15 protein-coding genes are annotated in these 14,733 nt (G+C 67.1%); 4 read left to right on the forward strand and 11 right to left on the reverse strand.

Going from position 1 to position 14,733, the window contains the following annotated elements; translation table 11 throughout:
• Positions 1-9: 9 nt before the first annotated feature.
• The 3 genes from BOSE125_RS15700 to BOSE125_RS15710 all read right to left on the reverse strand — a co-directional run bounded on the left by BOSE125_RS15700 (position 10) and on the right by BOSE125_RS15710 (position 3,269).
• Positions 10-888, reverse strand: coding sequence for an NAD(P)-dependent oxidoreductase (locus BOSE125_RS15700; RefSeq protein WP_159554062.1), 879 nt, complete (start codon positions 886-888; stop codon positions 10-12).
• 44 nt (positions 889-932) lie between these two features.
• The gene (locus BOSE125_RS15705; protein ID WP_159554064.1) at positions 933-2,345 is read right to left on the reverse strand and encodes a GntP family permease; all 1,413 of its coding nucleotides are present in this window, start codon (positions 2,343-2,345) and stop codon (positions 933-935) included.
• 264 nt (positions 2,346-2,609) lie between these two features.
• Positions 2,610-3,269 carry a GntR family transcriptional regulator gene (locus BOSE125_RS15710; RefSeq protein WP_159554066.1) on the reverse strand — a complete coding sequence of 220 codons (660 nt, stop codon included), beginning with the start codon at positions 3,267-3,269 and terminating at the stop codon, positions 2,610-2,612.
• Between the two features lie 322 nt (positions 3,270-3,591).
• Between BOSE125_RS15710 and BOSE125_RS15715 the strand changes: the two genes are divergently transcribed.
• Both BOSE125_RS15715 and BOSE125_RS15720 read left to right on the forward strand, forming a co-directional pair.
• Positions 3,592-4,428 (forward strand): transketolase, encoded by an 837-nt coding sequence (locus BOSE125_RS15715; protein ID WP_236558070.1) that lies wholly within the window; start codon positions 3,592-3,594, stop codon positions 4,426-4,428.
• On the forward strand, positions 4,425-5,462 hold the full coding sequence (locus BOSE125_RS15720) for a transketolase family protein (protein WP_159554070.1): 1,038 nt from the start codon (positions 4,425-4,427) through the stop codon (positions 5,460-5,462). The genes BOSE125_RS15715 and BOSE125_RS15720 overlap by 4 nt, the downstream gene beginning before the upstream one ends.
• 159 nt (positions 5,463-5,621) lie before the next feature.
• Here the strand turns inward: BOSE125_RS15720 and BOSE125_RS15725 are convergent, their stop codons facing one another.
• Positions 5,622-6,395, reverse strand: a complete 774-nt coding sequence (locus tag BOSE125_RS15725; RefSeq protein WP_159554072.1) for an SDR family NAD(P)-dependent oxidoreductase — start codon at positions 6,393-6,395, stop codon at positions 5,622-5,624.
• A 264-nt stretch (positions 6,396-6,659) separates the two neighbouring features.
• Between BOSE125_RS15725 and BOSE125_RS15730 the strand changes: the two genes are divergently transcribed.
• A complete protein-coding gene (locus BOSE125_RS15730; RefSeq protein ID WP_236558206.1) occupies positions 6,660-7,307 on the forward strand; it encodes an alpha/beta hydrolase in 648 nt (215 codons plus the stop codon).
• A 23-nt stretch (positions 7,308-7,330) separates the two neighbouring features.
• Here BOSE125_RS15730 and BOSE125_RS15735 read toward each other — a convergent pair whose 3' ends face one another.
• Positions 7,331-7,870, reverse strand: coding sequence for a TetR/AcrR family transcriptional regulator (locus tag BOSE125_RS15735; RefSeq protein ID WP_201301229.1), 540 nt, complete (start codon positions 7,868-7,870; stop codon positions 7,331-7,333).
• A 176-nt stretch (positions 7,871-8,046) separates the two neighbouring features.
• Between BOSE125_RS15735 and BOSE125_RS15740 the strand changes: the two genes are divergently transcribed.
• On the forward strand, positions 8,047-9,186 hold the full coding sequence (locus tag BOSE125_RS15740) for an NADH:flavin oxidoreductase (protein ID WP_159554076.1): 1,140 nt from the start codon (positions 8,047-8,049) through the stop codon (positions 9,184-9,186).
• A 73-nt stretch (positions 9,187-9,259) separates the two neighbouring features.
• Here the strand turns inward: BOSE125_RS15740 and BOSE125_RS15745 are convergent, their stop codons facing one another.
• From BOSE125_RS15745 to BOSE125_RS15770, 6 genes are all read right to left on the reverse strand, one after another.
• Positions 9,260-9,529: a hypothetical protein gene (locus BOSE125_RS15745; RefSeq protein WP_236558072.1), complete on the reverse strand. Its 270-nt coding sequence runs from the start codon at positions 9,527-9,529 to the stop codon at positions 9,260-9,262.
• Between the two features lie 39 nt (positions 9,530-9,568).
• Positions 9,569-10,318, reverse strand: coding sequence for an SDR family NAD(P)-dependent oxidoreductase (locus BOSE125_RS15750; RefSeq protein ID WP_159554080.1), 750 nt, complete (start codon positions 10,316-10,318; stop codon positions 9,569-9,571).
• A gap of 50 nt (positions 10,319-10,368) precedes the next feature.
• Positions 10,369-11,154: an SDR family NAD(P)-dependent oxidoreductase gene (locus BOSE125_RS15755; protein WP_159554082.1), complete on the reverse strand. Its 786-nt coding sequence runs from the start codon at positions 11,152-11,154 to the stop codon at positions 10,369-10,371.
• On the reverse strand, positions 11,154-12,542 hold the full coding sequence (locus BOSE125_RS15760; protein WP_159554084.1) for an MFS transporter: 1,389 nt from the start codon (positions 12,540-12,542) through the stop codon (positions 11,154-11,156). The genes BOSE125_RS15755 and BOSE125_RS15760 overlap by 1 nt, the downstream gene beginning before the upstream one ends.
• 81 nt (positions 12,543-12,623) lie before the next feature.
• The gene (locus tag BOSE125_RS15765; protein WP_159554086.1) at positions 12,624-13,511 is read right to left on the reverse strand and encodes a polysaccharide deacetylase; all 888 of its coding nucleotides are present in this window, start codon (positions 13,509-13,511) and stop codon (positions 12,624-12,626) included.
• Positions 13,512-13,529: 18 nt separating this feature from the next.
• Positions 13,530-14,543 carry an asparaginase gene (locus BOSE125_RS15770; RefSeq protein ID WP_159554088.1) on the reverse strand — a complete coding sequence of 338 codons (1,014 nt, stop codon included), beginning with the start codon at positions 14,541-14,543 and terminating at the stop codon, positions 13,530-13,532.
• Positions 14,544-14,733 lie beyond the last annotated feature (190 nt).

A 14,733-nucleotide genomic window follows, 5' to 3' on the forward strand; every position in this document is an offset into this window, starting at 1 on the left:
GCCTAGCGTCTATCCCCGGCGGTAGGTCTGGATGACCTGCGAGTCATCTTTTCGGTCCCAACCGGACTTCTGAGCGGCCCGGTACTTCGCCTGTGCTGCCGTGATCATCGGTGCATCGAATCCCAGATCGTCAGCGATCTCCTTCACCAAGGTCGAGTCCTTGACGAAGATGCCGATCGTGCTGGTCACCTCTGCCTCGAGGCCCTGGAGCATGCGCGGGCCACGTTCGGAGAGCATCCACGATGCGCCTGCGCCGCCGGCCACGGCGGAGAAGACCTTCTCCGGGTCCAACCCCAGCTCCTCTGCCAGGGCCAGGGCCTCGGCTGCCGCGACGATGTGCACGGAACAGAGCAGTTGGTTGACCGCCTTGTAGGACTGCCCCTGGCCGATCTCTGCACCGCAGTCGATCACTGTTCCCAGGGCGTCGAGAACCGGCCGGATCTCCTCGACCACTGATCGTGGGCCGGAGGCGAACAAGCGCAGGTCCCCGGTGATGGCCCGAGCGACGCCGCCGGTGACGGGGACATCCACCACGCGCACGGACGGCGGCGCCTCGTCCGCCACGTCCTGCACGGCGCGGGGCCCCACGGTGCTCATCACCAGCAGGACCGCACCATCTCGCATGCGCCCGAGGACGCCGTCGTCGCCCAACGCCGCTGTCCGCAGTTGATCGGGCGTGGCAACCATGCACACCACGACGTCGGCCTCGGCCGCAGAGTCCGGCGCCGGTTCCACGCTCAGACCCTGGACGGCCGCCTCCTCACGTCGGGCGGCGGACGGATCGACTCCGGTGACCTCGAACCCCGCGGCGAGAAGTTGCCGGGCCATGGGCAATCCGATGGCGCCAATGCCGATGAACGTGATGCGGAGCGGGGAAGCGGAGGGCATGGGGACTCCTGGGGAATGGTGTGGATTGGGGGGCGGAGGAGCGATCAGAGGAAGAGCTCGAGCAGCAGGCAGACGGCCAGGCCGATGACAGCGAAGATGGACTGCGCCAGGGTGTAGATCTTGAAGGTTCCCTTGGTGGTGAAACCGAGCATCTGCTTGAAGATCCAGAACGTGTTGTCGGTGACGTGTGCGCCGAAGGCCGCGCCGGTTCCGGCGGCCAACAGGATCAAGATGGCCGGTGCATCGATGGATCCCATGATGGGCGCGAGCAGGGCTGCCGCGGTGATGGCAGCTACTGATGCCGATCCCTGAGCCATCCGCAGGATGGCGGCCACGGTCCACGTCAACAGGACCGGAATCGCCGCATTGGCCTGGAACAGGGTCGCCAGCATGTCGCCGATGCCTACCTCCGTGATCACCTGTCCGAGAGATCCGGCCACGCCCGTGAAGAGCAGGATCGAGCCAGAGGTCTGGGCTCCCTTGGTGATCAGCTCGTCGATGCCGTCACGCTTGACGGTGGGGATTGCCAGGATGATGCCGATGAGCAATCCCACGAGCAGGGCGACCACGGGACTTCCGAGGAATCCGAGGAGGGGGATGTCCTGACCGAGGATGCCAGTGACGGTATCCAGGACGATGAGCAGGATGGGCACGATGACCGGAAGCATGGCGATGAGCAGGGGAATCTGCCGTGTCCGGGTCTCCACGGCTACGGAGCCGGCCTGAATGTCCGTGGCTTCGGCGACGTCGCCCGCGTCATGGCTCATGAGGCGGGTGCGCTCCTCTTCGAGGGACTCGCCGAAGATGGAGTCGTCGAAATGGGGATCCAGATCCGTGGCCGGATTGAAGATCTTCCGCATCAGCAGGTCGTGAAGGAAGATGCTGGAAATGATGAAGAAGATCCCCAGGGGAATGCCCCAGATCAGCATGGTGCCGAAGTCCACGCCCAGAGGGCCGGCAACGGCGACCGCGGCGACGCCGGGGACCACGATCAGCAGGCCGACCTCGAGCCCGATGGCCAAGGATCCGGCCAGGGTCGCGAGACTCTTGCCGGTCCGCTTGGCGATCGTGCCGGCCATGGGCGCCAGGATCACCAGGGCCACATCGAAGTAGATCGACGGGAAGACGATGCCCGACGTCAAACCCAACACATAGGGCGACTTCTTGGGACCGACGAGTTTGAGCAGACCGTCCACCACTCGTTGCATCGTGCCGGTGGCAGACAACGTGGTGCCGATCATGACGCCGAAGCCGATGATCAGTCCCACTTCAGCCATGAGATTGCCGAAGCCGACATTGACGGCCTCGACGGATTCAGTGAAACCGAGGCCGGCCGCGACACCGAGGTACAGCGCCCCAGCCACGATCGACACGACAGGGTTGATCTTCGCCCAGACGATCATCAGAACGATGCCGATGACAGCGATGGCGAGATGGACGAGGACGGCAATGTCCATGTCTTCTCCGTAACGGTAACGCCGGTGAGGGCCGGCAAGCGGACGCTGGTCGAGTGGTTGACGGTTAACCGTCAACGGAACTAGTCGTGAAGTGTGTCACAGCGAATACCGGGTGCGCAAGGGCGCGGCGGAAGAAGGACGGAGCGTCGGGATGCGCGGCACAAGACGGCCTGCGGAGGTGCGCGTGGGGGATGGCGCAACGGGTGGGGAGGCCGGAGCGGGGAGGGGAGAGGCCAGGCGGCCGGCGTCATCGCCCCGGGTGGATCAGGAGACGAGGTTGGCGGCAGCCTCGTCCATGTGGGCAAGGATGTGGTCCGCCGCCGCCGCTGCATCCCCGGCGGCGATGACATCCGCAATGGCGGCGTGCCGGTCGACCCGCATGTTCCCTACGGCGCGATCCGTGCCGGCCCACATGAAGGACATGCGTATCGACCCCTCCAAGGCTGTCCACGAGTGCAGCAGCACGGCGTTGTCGGTGAGCTGGCACAGGATGCGGTGGAAGTTCAGGTCGGCCTCGATGCGCTCCTCGAGTGTGGAGCCCACTGCACTCTCCATTGCCTGGACGGCGGCACGGAGGGCGTCGACGGCCGCCTCTCGATGGCTGGCCTGGCTCAGGATCCTGACCGCCAGGGATTCCAGGGCGGCTCGGACGGCGAAGATGTCCAGGATCTCCTTGGTGTCCAGGCTTCGGACGGACAGTCGGCCGCGCTCGCCGGCGGTGATCAGCCCTTCCTGCTGCAGTTGTCGCATGGCCTCCCTCAGGGTGCCGCGGCTGATCTGCAGCTGTTCGGAGATGTCCTTCTCGACCAAGTGGGTCCCCGGCTGCAGTTGCCCGGTGGTGATGGCCTTGCGCAGTGCGGACAAAGCCTGCTGTCGCAGGTTCGTCTTGGCCAGGCCGGTCAGGGCCGCGGTCGGGATGCTCATCGGGAGGTCCTTAGCAGAATCGTGGACACGGGTGCAGGGTGGAACGTCCTGGCCGGCATGGTGCTGGCCAGGCGCGCGACCTGTTGGTCCCCGATCATACGTGGCGGTTAACCGTCGACGCGGTGCCTGCGCGCTGTGTGCCGGAAGCGGCAAGACCCTGTCTTGTGGCGAACGGAGTGACGTGATTCACTGTTAACCGTCAACATTGAACTTGGCGTGGCGGCTGCGTGGTCCAGCATCGGCCGCCTCTCCGTCCAGCGTCCGTGTCAGGACCACAGCATTCGAGGTGAAGCTCTTGCCATCAACCACAGAACCGGAGCCGGTGGAGATTGAACGACTTCAACGGATCAAGGAGGCTGCCTTCCGGATCCGCACCAACGCCCTGATCCAGGGCGAAGTCCAGGGCCAGGGGTATATCGGCCAGGCCCTGGACATCGCCGACGTACTCGCCGTGCTCTACGCCGATCAGCTCCACCTGCGTCCAGAAGAGCCGGAGTGGGAGGGGCGGGACCGCTGCCTGCTGTCCATCGGTCACTATGCGATCGCGCTGTATGCCGCCCTGGCCGAGGCCAAGTTCTTCCCGGTGGAGGAACTGGAGACCTATGCCACGGACGATTCCCGCCTGCCGATGTCCGCCATGGCCTCGTATACCCCAGGGGTGGAGATCTCCGGTGGATCTCTCGGTCACGGTCTGGTGATCGCCAACGGCGTGGCCCTGGGGCTGAAGCGCAAGGACAATCCTGCTTTCGTCTACAACATCCTCTCCGACGGGGAGCTCAACGAGGGTTCAACCTGGGAGGCTGCCGCTGTGGCTGCCCACCACGAGCTGGACAACCTGATTGCGATCGTCGACTTCAATGACCAGCAGGCTGACGGAAAGAGCCAGTCCATGCTGGGTATGGAGCCCATCGAGGACAAGTTTCAGGCATTTGGGTGGGAGACCCGCCGCGTGGATGGCAACGACGTCGCGGCCGTCCTTGCCGCCTTGGAAGAACTCCGCGGCTGGGAGGGGACCCAGCCCCGGTGCCTGGTGGTCAACACCAAGCTCGGCAAGGGTGTCGACTTCCTGGAGGAGCGGGAGAAGCTGCACTTCATGACGGTCGCCGCAGACGAATGGAAGACCGCCCACGAACGACTGAAGGAGTCATCCCAGGCATGAATACCCTCTCGAATTCTCCCGCGGCGGCCCCGAAGAAGCGGCTGACGTCCGATGCCATGAGCGCTTCCCTCGCCAAGGAGGGGCAGCGGGTCACCGCCGCCCCTCTCGGCCACGCCCTGGTGGCCTTGGCTGAGCAGGATGAGCGGATCCTGGGCCTGTCGGCCGATCTGGCCAAGTACACCGACCTGCATATCCTGCGTGATGCCATGCCTGATCGCTTCTATCAGATCGGCATGGCTGAGCAGGCCCTCTTGGGGGCGGCGGCAGGCCTGGCCATGGAGGGGTTCGTCCCATTCGCCTCGACCTACTCGGTGTTCGCGACCCGGCGAGCCTATGACTTCCTCTGCCTGGACATCGCCGAGGCCAACCTCAACGTGAACATGGTGTGTGCCCTGCCCGGTCTGACCACCGGCTACGGCCCATCCCATCAGGCCACGGAAGACGTGGCGATGCTGCGCGGAATGCCGAACCTGACCATCGTGGATCCCTGTGATGCGGTGGACATCGAACAGGCGGTGCCGCAGTTGGCCGCCCATGACGGTCCCACATACACGCGCATCCTGCGCGGCAAGGTGCCCCGGGTGTTGGACGAATACGACTACACCTTCGAACTGGGCAAGGCCAAGATGATCCGCGGCGGTTCCGAGGTGCTGCTGATCTCCACCGGCCTGATGACGGAGCGTGCCCTGGAGGCGGCCCGCGAGCTGGAAGCAGACAACGTCGATGTGGCCGTGTTGCACGTGCCGACTCTGAAGCCGCTGGACGAGGCCACCATCCTGCGGGAGCTGGCCCAGGACCGCCTCGTGCTGACCTGTGAGAACCACACCATCATCGGAGGGCTATTCGACGCGGTTGCCCACGCGGCTGTTCGCGAGGGGATCTTCCGTCAGATCACCCCGATCGGTCTGCCCGACGAGTTCCTCGACGCCGGAGCCCTGCCCACGCTGAACGACCGGTATGGCGTGTCGACGGCCAAGATCTCCGAGAGGATCAAATCCCTGCTGAGTCCACGGCACACCCAACGCGTGGACTGACGCGTCAAAGGAACGCGAGAGGGGCTGGACGGAGGAGTCTCCGTCCAGCCCCTCGTCTCGTTCTCACGCACTTGACACCCGCTTCGATCCGTACAGCACTACGGCGCCCGAACGCTGGGATTCCCCAGTGTTCGGGCGCCGTTGTGCCACTGACACACGTCAGTGCATGTGGCTGCCACCGTTGACGTCCAGGGTGACGCCGGTCAGGTAGGCGGACTCCTCCGAGGCCAGGAACGTGATGGCTGCAGCGACCTCCTCGGTCGTCGACGTGCGGCCCACGGGGATGTCCCGGGCGATGGCCGCTTCCTGCTCCGGAGTGCTGCCGACGCGGATGTTGGTGTCCACTGCACCCGGGGTCACGGCGTTGACGGTGACTCCAGTCGTGCCCAGCTCCCGGGCCAGCGCCTTGGTGAAGCCGAGGATCGCAGCCTTGGCCGCGGAGTAGGGGACCTTGCCGAAGACGCCGCCGCCACGTTGGGCTGAGACGGAGGACATGTTCACGATCCGGCCCCAGCCGTTCTCGATCATCGCTGGGAGGAAGGCCTTGGAGACGAGGTAGGTGCCGGTGGCGTTGACGTCCATGACCTGGTGCCACAGTTCCACGGTGGTCTCCAGGAAGGGAACCGGGGAGGTGATGCCGGCGATGTTGACCACCGCGCCAACCGGGGGCAGGCTGCCGGCGGCCACGGCTGATGCCACGGCATCGTGCGCCCTGCCCACGGCGGATTCGTCGGCCACGTTGATCTCATGCCCGAAGGCGGGCGCCCCATACTTGTCGGCGATGTTCTGGGCGACTTTCGCGGACTTCTCGCCATCGAGGTCCAGGATCACGACTCCCCACCCCTCGCGGGCAAAGCGTTCGGCGGTGGCCACTCCGATGCCCTTCTCCGAGGTGGCGCCGGTGATGACAGCGGTGCGTTGGATACTCGACATGATGCTCCTCAAATGGTCAGTTGCCAGGAGGCGGCTGATGCTCCATGGCGGGCAATGGCGGCGCCCAAGGGGGCGCTGCTGAAACGTTGTGCGACACATCACGTTACGGCAGTTGACTGTTAACCGTCAACGTAAACGCGGAAGGCGGACACGGTGCATCCCTGAGAAGATGTGCTCGTGAATCCGCAACAGACTTCCGTGGCCGCTGACCCGTCTTCCCTCTCGAACGAGCTTCCTGTCCCCGCGCCTGTGGACCATGTCATCGTGTGCCCCGGAGGTGGCTATGTCGGCTACGCAGAGAACGAAGCCGACCCCGTCGTCGCGTGGCTTCGTCAGCTGGGTCTGTCCGCGAGCGCCTTCCGGTATCCCGTACACAGCCGGCACCCCGCTCCCCTGGACGCGGTCAGGGCCGAGGTTGCCCGGATCCGGGGCCGCGGGACCCGACGCGTCGCTCTGATGGGGTTCTCTGCGGGTGGCCATGTCGCTGGCCATGCCGCTCTCACGGGAACGGGGCACGAGCGCGTCGACGCTGCCGTACTTTGCTATCCGGTGGTGTCGATGGAGGTCGATGCCCATGAGGGTTCTCGGCGAGAGCTGTTGGGGGATCCCTCCGATGCAGAGCAGAGGTCAGGAACATCTCTGGAGCAGTTGGTGGCCGCGGGTGCGCCTCCATTCTTCCTCTGGCACACCGCTGATGATTCATCGGTGTCCGTGCGGCACTCGTACCTGTTGGCCGAGGCGCTGTCGCGGCACGGAGTTCCCCACGCGCTGCACGTCTTTCCCAAGGGGGAGCATGGTCTAGGACTGGCGGTCGGAAGCGGAGAACCTGAAGCCTGGACCGCTCTCTGCGCCGCGTGGTTGGCGGCGCAAGGATGGCTGAAGACGGGAAGGGCCGGCTCTCTGGACGACTGATGTGTCCAGAGGCCCGGCCCTTGCTAGCTCCAGAGCGTGGCCAGGGCGTCGGCTGCGGCGTGCAGATCCTGGGGAGGCGTCTCATCATGGGTCTGCGTGGCCAGGGCAAGGATGAAGCCGTGGATCAGGCGGGCCAGGGAGTCGCTCGTGACGGCCGTGGCCGGAACGCCCTCGTCGAAGGCACGTCTCGTGAGGGCCGCGATGGCTTCGTAGTCCCGTTCGCGTTGGTCCGCCACGATGCGGCCGGACTCGGTCCCGTGGTCCTGGGGGCCGACGGTGGCGGCGAGGGCCACCAGGCATCCCCGGGGGTGGGAGTCATCGAACTGCTCGTCGATCGAACGGTGCAGAAGCTGTGTGAGGGCCTCGCCGGCAGGGACAGCATGGCTGGCGGAGATGATGCTGACCACGCTCCCGGGCCGCGAGACATAGTGCTCGATCACGCGCCCGAACAGCCGGTCCTTGGAGCCGAATGCGTGGTAGAGGCTCGCAGAGGACAGGCCCATGGCCTCCCGGAGCTGGCTCATCGAGGTGCCCTCGTACCCCTGGCGCCAGAAGAGCTGCATGGCCTCTTCCAATGCCGCCTGTTCCTCAAAGAGTCTCGGACGCCCCGCCACTCGCATCAGCTCCCGCCTGCTTTATCAACCAGGACAGTTTGACACGGCGGGCCGCCACGGTGAAACTGGATCAATCGATCCACTATTGCGAACCGGGTGGATCTGGTCGAACCGAGAGGACTGCCATGACTGCGACGCCTGCGAGCGAAGCCACGCTGAACGCGCCCTATGGACTGCGGGGGCTTGACCTGCCCAACCGGGCGGTCCTGGCCCCGATGACGCGGATCAGCGCGCACGGTGACGGCCGGGCGACGGAGAGGATGCGGGACTACTACCGGTCCTTCGCCGAGGGCGGTTTCGGCCTGCTCGTGACGGAGGGGATCTACCCGGACACCGCCTACAGCCAGGGGTACCTGGACCAGCCGGGTCTGGCGACGCCCGAGCACGTGGAGTCCTGGGTCCCCGTCACGGCGGCCGTCCACGAGCACGGCGCCTCGATCATCGCGCAGCTGATGCACGCCGGCCCCCAGGGCCAGGGCAATCCCCATGTCTCGGGATTGCGCTCCGCCTCGGCGGTCCGTGCCCGCGGGCAGCAGGCCGGCATGTACCGGGGCAGCGGACCGTACGAGCAGCCGGAGGCGCTGAGTGTGGAGGAGATCGGCGAGGTGATCTCATCCTTCGCCGCAGCCGCCGTGCGGGCCCGAGATGCCGGCTTCGACGGTGTGGAGATCCACGGTGCCAACGGCTACCTCGTGGACGCGTTCCTGACGGACTACCTCAACGAGCGGACGGACGGCTATGGCGGTTCGCCGATGGCGCGGACCCGCGTGGCGCGGGAGATCATCGAGGCCGTCCGCGCCGCCGTCGGGAACGACTTCGTGGTGGGGATCCGCATCTCGCAGGGCAAGGTCAGCGACGCCACCCACCGGTGGTCTGGGGGAGTGGCGGAGGCCGAGACGGTCTTCGGTGCCCTCGCCGGTGCCCCCGTGGATTACCTCCACACCACCGAGTGGAAGGCCAATGCGCCCGCGTTCCCGGACGAGGACGCCCGCTCACTGGCCCAACTGGCCCGCGAGTTCGCCCCGGGGCTGACCGTCATCGCCAACGGTCACCTGGACACCGGCGCCGAGGCGGCACAGGGCCTCGTCGAGGGAGGTGCTGACCTCGTCGCGATCGGCAAGGCGGCCCTGGCCCAGCACGATTGGCCGCGGCGAGTGCAGCAGGGTCGCCAGCTGCTCGACCCCCTGGCGCCGAGCGCCTTCGGGGAACTGGCGACCATCCAGGACTGGGAATTGCGGGTGGCCGAGCCGGTTCCAACGAGCTGATAGACCGCAGGCCGGCCGGTGGACGATGTTCATCATCCACCGGCCGGCCAGCGGCGGTTGGGGAAAAACGGGCTCACCTGGCCCGGGTGAGCAGGCGCCGGACAAGGGCCCGCGGCGTCTCGGCCCCGGTCCAGTCCGCGCTGGTGCCCGCCTCCGGCGAGTCCAAGGAATCGAGCAGCTGCTCCACGTCCGCGAAGACATCCTGGCGCCCGGTCCGGCGCCGCAGGGTCCAGCCGTCACCCATCAGGGTGAGCGAACAGCCAGGAGCCAGCCCGCGGCGCAACTCTGCCAGCGCCTGGCGCTTGCGCCCGAGCCGGTTGAGGGTAGCCGTGGTGTGAGACACCGTGGTGCCACCGGGGCATGCTCCGCACATGGTGACCCCCTACGGCATCACGTCGCCGCTGTTGGGCCCGAGCGTCTGGCCCACGTAGATGTCCCCGCCCGGAGAGGACGCCAGCAGCAGGGCCGTCGGCGCGATCTCCTCGGCCGTGCCGAAGCGGCCCAGCGGCAGTTCGGCACGCTTGGCCGCCTTCCATTCCTCGGTCACGCCGTTCAGCAGGGGCGTGTCGATGGGGCCGGGGGCGATGGCGTTCACCAGGATCCCCTCGGGGGCCAGCTCCAGGGCCATCGCCTTGGTCATGCCAATCACGCCGGCCTTCGCCGCCACATAGTGCACCAGCCCGGTGCCGCCCTTGATGCCCAGCTGGGATGCGATGTTGATGATGCGGCCGCCCCCTCGTGACTGCAGGTGCGGCAGGGCCCACCGGCCGGCGAGGAACACTCCCTTGAGGTCGATGTCCACCGTCCGGTCGAAGTCCTGCTCCGTCATCTCGGCCATCGGCTTCTCGTCCAGGATGCCGGCGGCGGTCACCAGGATGTCGATCCCGCCCAGCTGCTCGGCCACGGAGTCCATGGCCTGCCGGACCGAATCCGAGCTGGTCACGTCGACTTCCGCGAACAGCGCCGTGGCGCCGGTCTCGGTCAGATGCCCGACGACGGCCGCGCCGGCCGCCGCGTCACGGTCCAGCACGGCGATGGCCGCGCCGTTCTCTGCGTACAGCCCGGCGATGGCCGCCCCGATCCCGCTGGCGCCGCCGGTGATGACGGCGACCTTGTCCTTCAGCGCTTCCATGCGCCTGCTCCTTCTCTCATGTGGTGACTGTCGATTCTGAAGTGGGTGGCTCAGCTGGGCCAGCGGATGGTCAGTCCGCCGTCCACGATGAGTTCTTGACCGGTGACGTAGGCGGAATCATCACTGGTGAGGAAGCGGATGGTGCGGGCGGTCTCGTCCACGGTGCCCACGCGGCCGGCGGGGATGATCTTCCCGGCGGCCTTCAGCCCCTCATCACCCAGGGAGTTCTTCTCATCCTCGGACTGCGGGCTGCGGATCAGCCCCGGGATCACCGCGTTCACGCGGATCCCGCGCGGGGCCAGTTCCACGGCCAAGGAGCGGCACAGGCCCAGCACGCCGGACTTCGCCGCGGCATAGTGCGCGTGCTCCTCCCAGCCGTACACCCCTCCGGCGATCGATGACGTCGCGACCATCGCGCCGCCGTCGGTCATTGTGGCGGCGGCCGAGCGGAAGATGCGCATCACACCGGTGAGGTCCACGTCCAGCATGTCCTCCCACGCCTGGTCCGTCATCTCGCCCAGCGGGTTGCGCCGGAGGATGCCGGCAGCGGCCACAGCGATGTCCAACCGGCCGAACTCGGCCATGGCGGCCTCGGCCATCGCGTCACAGTCCTCGGTCCTACGGACGTCGGCGGCCACGGCGATGCACCGTCCGCCGGCGGCCTCCACGGCCCGCACCGTCTCCTGGGAGTCGTGCGGATCACCGGGGAAATAGTTGACCACGCTGTGCGCACCGGCCCGGGCGTAGGCCACCGCCAATGCCTGGCCGATCCCGCTGGCGCCGCCGGAGATCAGCGCGACCTTGCCGGCCAGTCCGTCGTCTCGTTGAGTGCTCATCAGAGGACCACCTCGTCCTTCTCCGCGCCGGGGTGGTTGCCATGTCCCAGCATGTCAGCCGGGGTGTCAGGGGCACCGGGGCCCTCGATCTTTCGGGTGCCCATCATGCACAGCCCAGCCAGGGCCAACCCGAGGGTCCCGGAGAGGATGGCGGCGGCGGTCATGGACAGCCCGGCGAAGAGCAGCGCGCTGAGCAGGCCGGAGCCCACGATCCCGCCCACCGGCGCCATCACGTGGGCCACGTTGGTGCCCATGCCGCGGGCATGCGCCGGGAAGGACTCGCCCATGTAGTACAGCAGTGCTGCGAAGGGCCCGGTCAGGAAGAACAGGGTCAGGCCGTACATGGCGATGATGAACCAGGTTGCCCCCGGGATGAGCAGCATGCCCAGACTGGAGACGGCACCGGCCAACCAGCCGAGGATCACGGTGCGCTGACGGCCGATCCGATCCCCGAGCCAGCCGTGGAACAGGTAGCCGACGAAGCCCACGGCATTGGCGCCGATGAGGATGACCAGGGCGTTCTCGAAGGAGACGCCCTTGGCCTCCACCAGCACCGTGGTGCCCAGCACGGAGAAGACCTGGATGCCGATCCAGCTGAACAGCCAGGCCAGGGAGAGCAGGATGGTGTGCCGGCGCAGCGCCGGGGAGAAGACCTCTTTGAGGCCACCCTGGGTCTCGCTGTCCATCTCGAGGCGGTGCTGGTCGATCAGGACCTGGGCGCCGGCGTCGTCCCCCACGGACTGGCGACGGCGCGCCTCACGGATGGCGGCGAAGGTGGGCGATTCGGGAAGGCGGGTGGCCACCAGGGCCACCGCGATGGCCAGCACGCCGGCGATCACGAAGGACCAGCGCCACCCGATGACCGGCAGCAGCAGGGCGGACATGCCGGCGGCCACCAGCGCGCCGATCGGGTAGCCGGCCTGCACCACGGAATAGAAGAAGCCCTTGTTCTTGACGTCCTTGTAGATCTCGGAGAGGTAGACCGCGTTGACGACCTCCTCGGAGAGGGACAGTCCGGTGAAGGACCGCACCAGGATGATCGAGACGGCGCCGATCGCCATGCCGGTGAAGCCGGCGGCCAGGCCGCCGCCGATCATGAGGATCACCAGGGCGTTGCGCCGGCCCAGGCGGTCGATGATCGGCCCGACGATCAGCGAGACGATGAACACGCCCACGTGGGCCAGCGTGTTGATCATCGTGGACTGGGCGGTGCTCCACCCGAAGTCCTCGGCGATCACCGGCAGCAGCGTGCCGAAGAGGGTGAAGTCGTAGACGGAGATGACCCAGGCCAGGAAGCAGACGATCGAGACCTTGCGGATCATGCCCGGCGTGACGGGGACGTCCCAGGGGGCTATGGGCCCGGTCGAGGCGGTGCGAGGAGAGGACATGGTGGACTTTCGTGTGAGGGGACCGCCCGGCCCGGTGGGCCGGGCGATCCGTCCAAAGGGGGATGGTGGCCGGTGAGCCGATCAGGCCTGCGGGCGGGGGTGGCGCTGGGCGAAGTCCCGGGCGACGTCCTCCATGAAGGCGAACTCGACGCCGTCGTGGCCCTGGATGTGGTCGAACAGCCGCTCGAGCATGAGCAGGTTCTGCGGACGGCCGGAGACGTCCGGGTGGATGGTGATGGGGAAGACGGCGTAGTCCATCTCGCGGTAGACCCAGTCGAACTGGTCCTTCCAGAGCTGCTCCACGTCCCGCGGGGAGACGAAGCCGTGGCTGTTGGGGCTGGACTTGATGAACATCATCGGGGGCAGGTCGTCCAGGTACCAGGACGCCGGGATCTCGATGAGGTCGGTCTCCTCGCCGCGCACCAGCGGCTTCATCCAGTCATGGGCCGAGTTGGCGGAGTAGTCGATCTTGGTCCAGGTGTCCCCCACGCGCACGTAGTACGGGGTGTGGTCGTCATGCATCAGGGAGTGGTCGTAGAGGAAGCCACGCTCGAGCAGGATCTCGTTGGTGACCTTGGAGAACTCCCACCACGGGGCCACGTAGCCCACCGGCTTCTTGCCGGAGCGCCGCTCGATCAGATCGGTGCAATAGTCCAGGATCTCGGTCTCCTGGGTGCGAGTCATGGCAATCGGGTTCTCGTGCGAGTAGCCGTGCACGCCGATCTCGTGGCCGGCGGCGACGACCTCGTCGAACTGCTGCGGGAAGGTCTCCACAGAGTGGCCCGGCCAGAACCAGGTCACGGGGATCTCCCGGCGCTGGGCCAGCTGCAGCAGGCGCGGCACGCCCACCTCGCCGGCGAACAGCCCACGGGAGATGTCACCGGGGGAGTCCTCACCACCGTAGGAGCCGAGCCAGCCGCCCACGGCGTCGACGTCGATTCCCACGGACACGTAGATCTTCTTGGTCATGTTCGTTCCTTTCAGTGGTCAGCGCAGTTCGCTGAACAGGGTGGTGAATTCGGTGATGGAGGGATTCCCGGACAGCAGCGCCGCCGCGAGGATCCGTGCTTGGAAGGGGTTCAGGTGTCCGGCGCTGACGGCGCCGGCCGCGATCAGGTCCACGCCGCCGCCGTTGCCGTAGATCGGCACCATGGGACCGCCCGGCACGCGGGTGCTCAGCACCACGGGGATCCCTGAGGAGACCAGATCCGCCACGGCGTCGGCATGCCCCGGCCCCGCGTTCCCGACGCCGGTGCCCGCCAGGACCGCGCCCGCAGCGCCGCTCTGCGCTGCGTATCGCAGCGCGTCAGGTGAGGAGCCTGGGTAGGCCGTGATGACATCCACCCGGGTCGTGCCGAACTCGGGGCTGGGAAGGGGGAGGGTACGGGGACGGGCTGGCCGGGCGACGAGGTCGAGCTCGTCATTGCGGAACAGGCCCACGGTGGCGCCGCCGTCGAAGGGCTGGCTGGCGGTGGTGTGTGCCTTTCGGGCGCCCCGGGCAGTCTGGACCCGGCCGTCGAACGCGATCAGGGAGCCCATGCCGCGGAATCGCGGATCAGCTGCCACCGTCAAGGCCTGGCGGAGGTTGCGGGGGCCGTCTGAGTCCGGCTGGTCGGCCGCACGCTGGGCGCCGGTGAACACCACCGTGGTGTCCGTGCCGTTCACCAGGTCCACCAGGAACGCAGTCTCCTCGAGGGTGTCGGTGCCATGGGTGACGATCACGCCGTCCACCGCCGCCTCGGCAGCGCGGGCGAGCGCGGCCGCGGTGATCTCCAGGATCTCCGGCAGGCCCAGGCGGTAGCTGCCCAGGGTCATGACGTCCTCGGTGGTGATCTGGAGGGCCCCATTGGCCGCGGCCGCCGGAGACGAGGTGACGAGGTCGTCGATCGTGTCCGAGGCGACCGAGCCGTCAACGTGGTCCGTGCCCTCCCCACCCGCTCCCGTCTGCCCGGAGCGGGACGCGATGGTCCCGCCGGTGCCGATGATGTGGACTCTGGCCAATCCGTACCGCCTCAGATGCAAGTCGGGAAATGATCGGAAGCGTTGCCCCAATCGATTGCCACAAACGTTTGTGTAAAGTGATGTGATGCATATTAGAGTAGGAATCGACGTGATGCAAGACTCCATGTTCGGCCCGTAGACTGACGGCGCTCCCTCCCGCCCTGCGGGGCGAGTCAGGCGTCCGTCAGCA

This window comes from Citricoccus sp. K5 (assembly GCF_902506195.1).
Taxonomy (GTDB): Bacteria; Actinomycetota; Actinomycetes; order Actinomycetales; family Micrococcaceae; genus Citricoccus.

Excerpts from the sequence above, each read along its gene's own strand:
- BOSE125_RS15700 (WP_159554062.1), bottom strand. The coding sequence starts at position 888 with ATGCCCTCCGCTTCCCCGCTCCGCATCACGTTCATCGGCATTGGCGCC.
- BOSE125_RS15705 (WP_159554064.1), bottom strand. The coding sequence starts at position 2,345 with ATGGACATTGCCGTCCTCGTCCATCTCGCCATCGCTGTCATCGGCATC.
- BOSE125_RS15710 (WP_159554066.1), bottom strand. The coding sequence starts at position 3,269 with ATGAGCATCCCGACCGCGGCCCTGACCGGCCTGGCCAAGACGAACCTG.
- BOSE125_RS15720 (WP_159554070.1), top strand. The coding sequence starts at position 4,425 with ATGAATACCCTCTCGAATTCTCCCGCGGCGGCCCCGAAGAAGCGGCTG.
- BOSE125_RS15725 (WP_159554072.1), bottom strand. The coding sequence starts at position 6,395 with ATGTCGAGTATCCAACGCACCGCTGTCATCACCGGCGCCACCTCGGAG.
- BOSE125_RS15735 (WP_201301229.1), bottom strand. The coding sequence starts at position 7,870 with ATGCAGCTCTTCTGGCGCCAGGGGTACGAGGGCACCTCGATGAGCCAG.
- BOSE125_RS15740 (WP_159554076.1), top strand. The coding sequence starts at position 8,047 with ATGACTGCGACGCCTGCGAGCGAAGCCACGCTGAACGCGCCCTATGGA.
- BOSE125_RS15750 (WP_159554080.1), bottom strand. The coding sequence starts at position 10,318 with ATGGAAGCGCTGAAGGACAAGGTCGCCGTCATCACCGGCGGCGCCAGC.
- BOSE125_RS15755 (WP_159554082.1), bottom strand. The coding sequence starts at position 11,154 with ATGAGCACTCAACGAGACGACGGACTGGCCGGCAAGGTCGCGCTGATC.
- BOSE125_RS15760 (WP_159554084.1), bottom strand. The coding sequence starts at position 12,542 with ATGTCCTCTCCTCGCACCGCCTCGACCGGGCCCATAGCCCCCTGGGAC.
- BOSE125_RS15765 (WP_159554086.1), bottom strand. The coding sequence starts at position 13,511 with ATGACCAAGAAGATCTACGTGTCCGTGGGAATCGACGTCGACGCCGTG.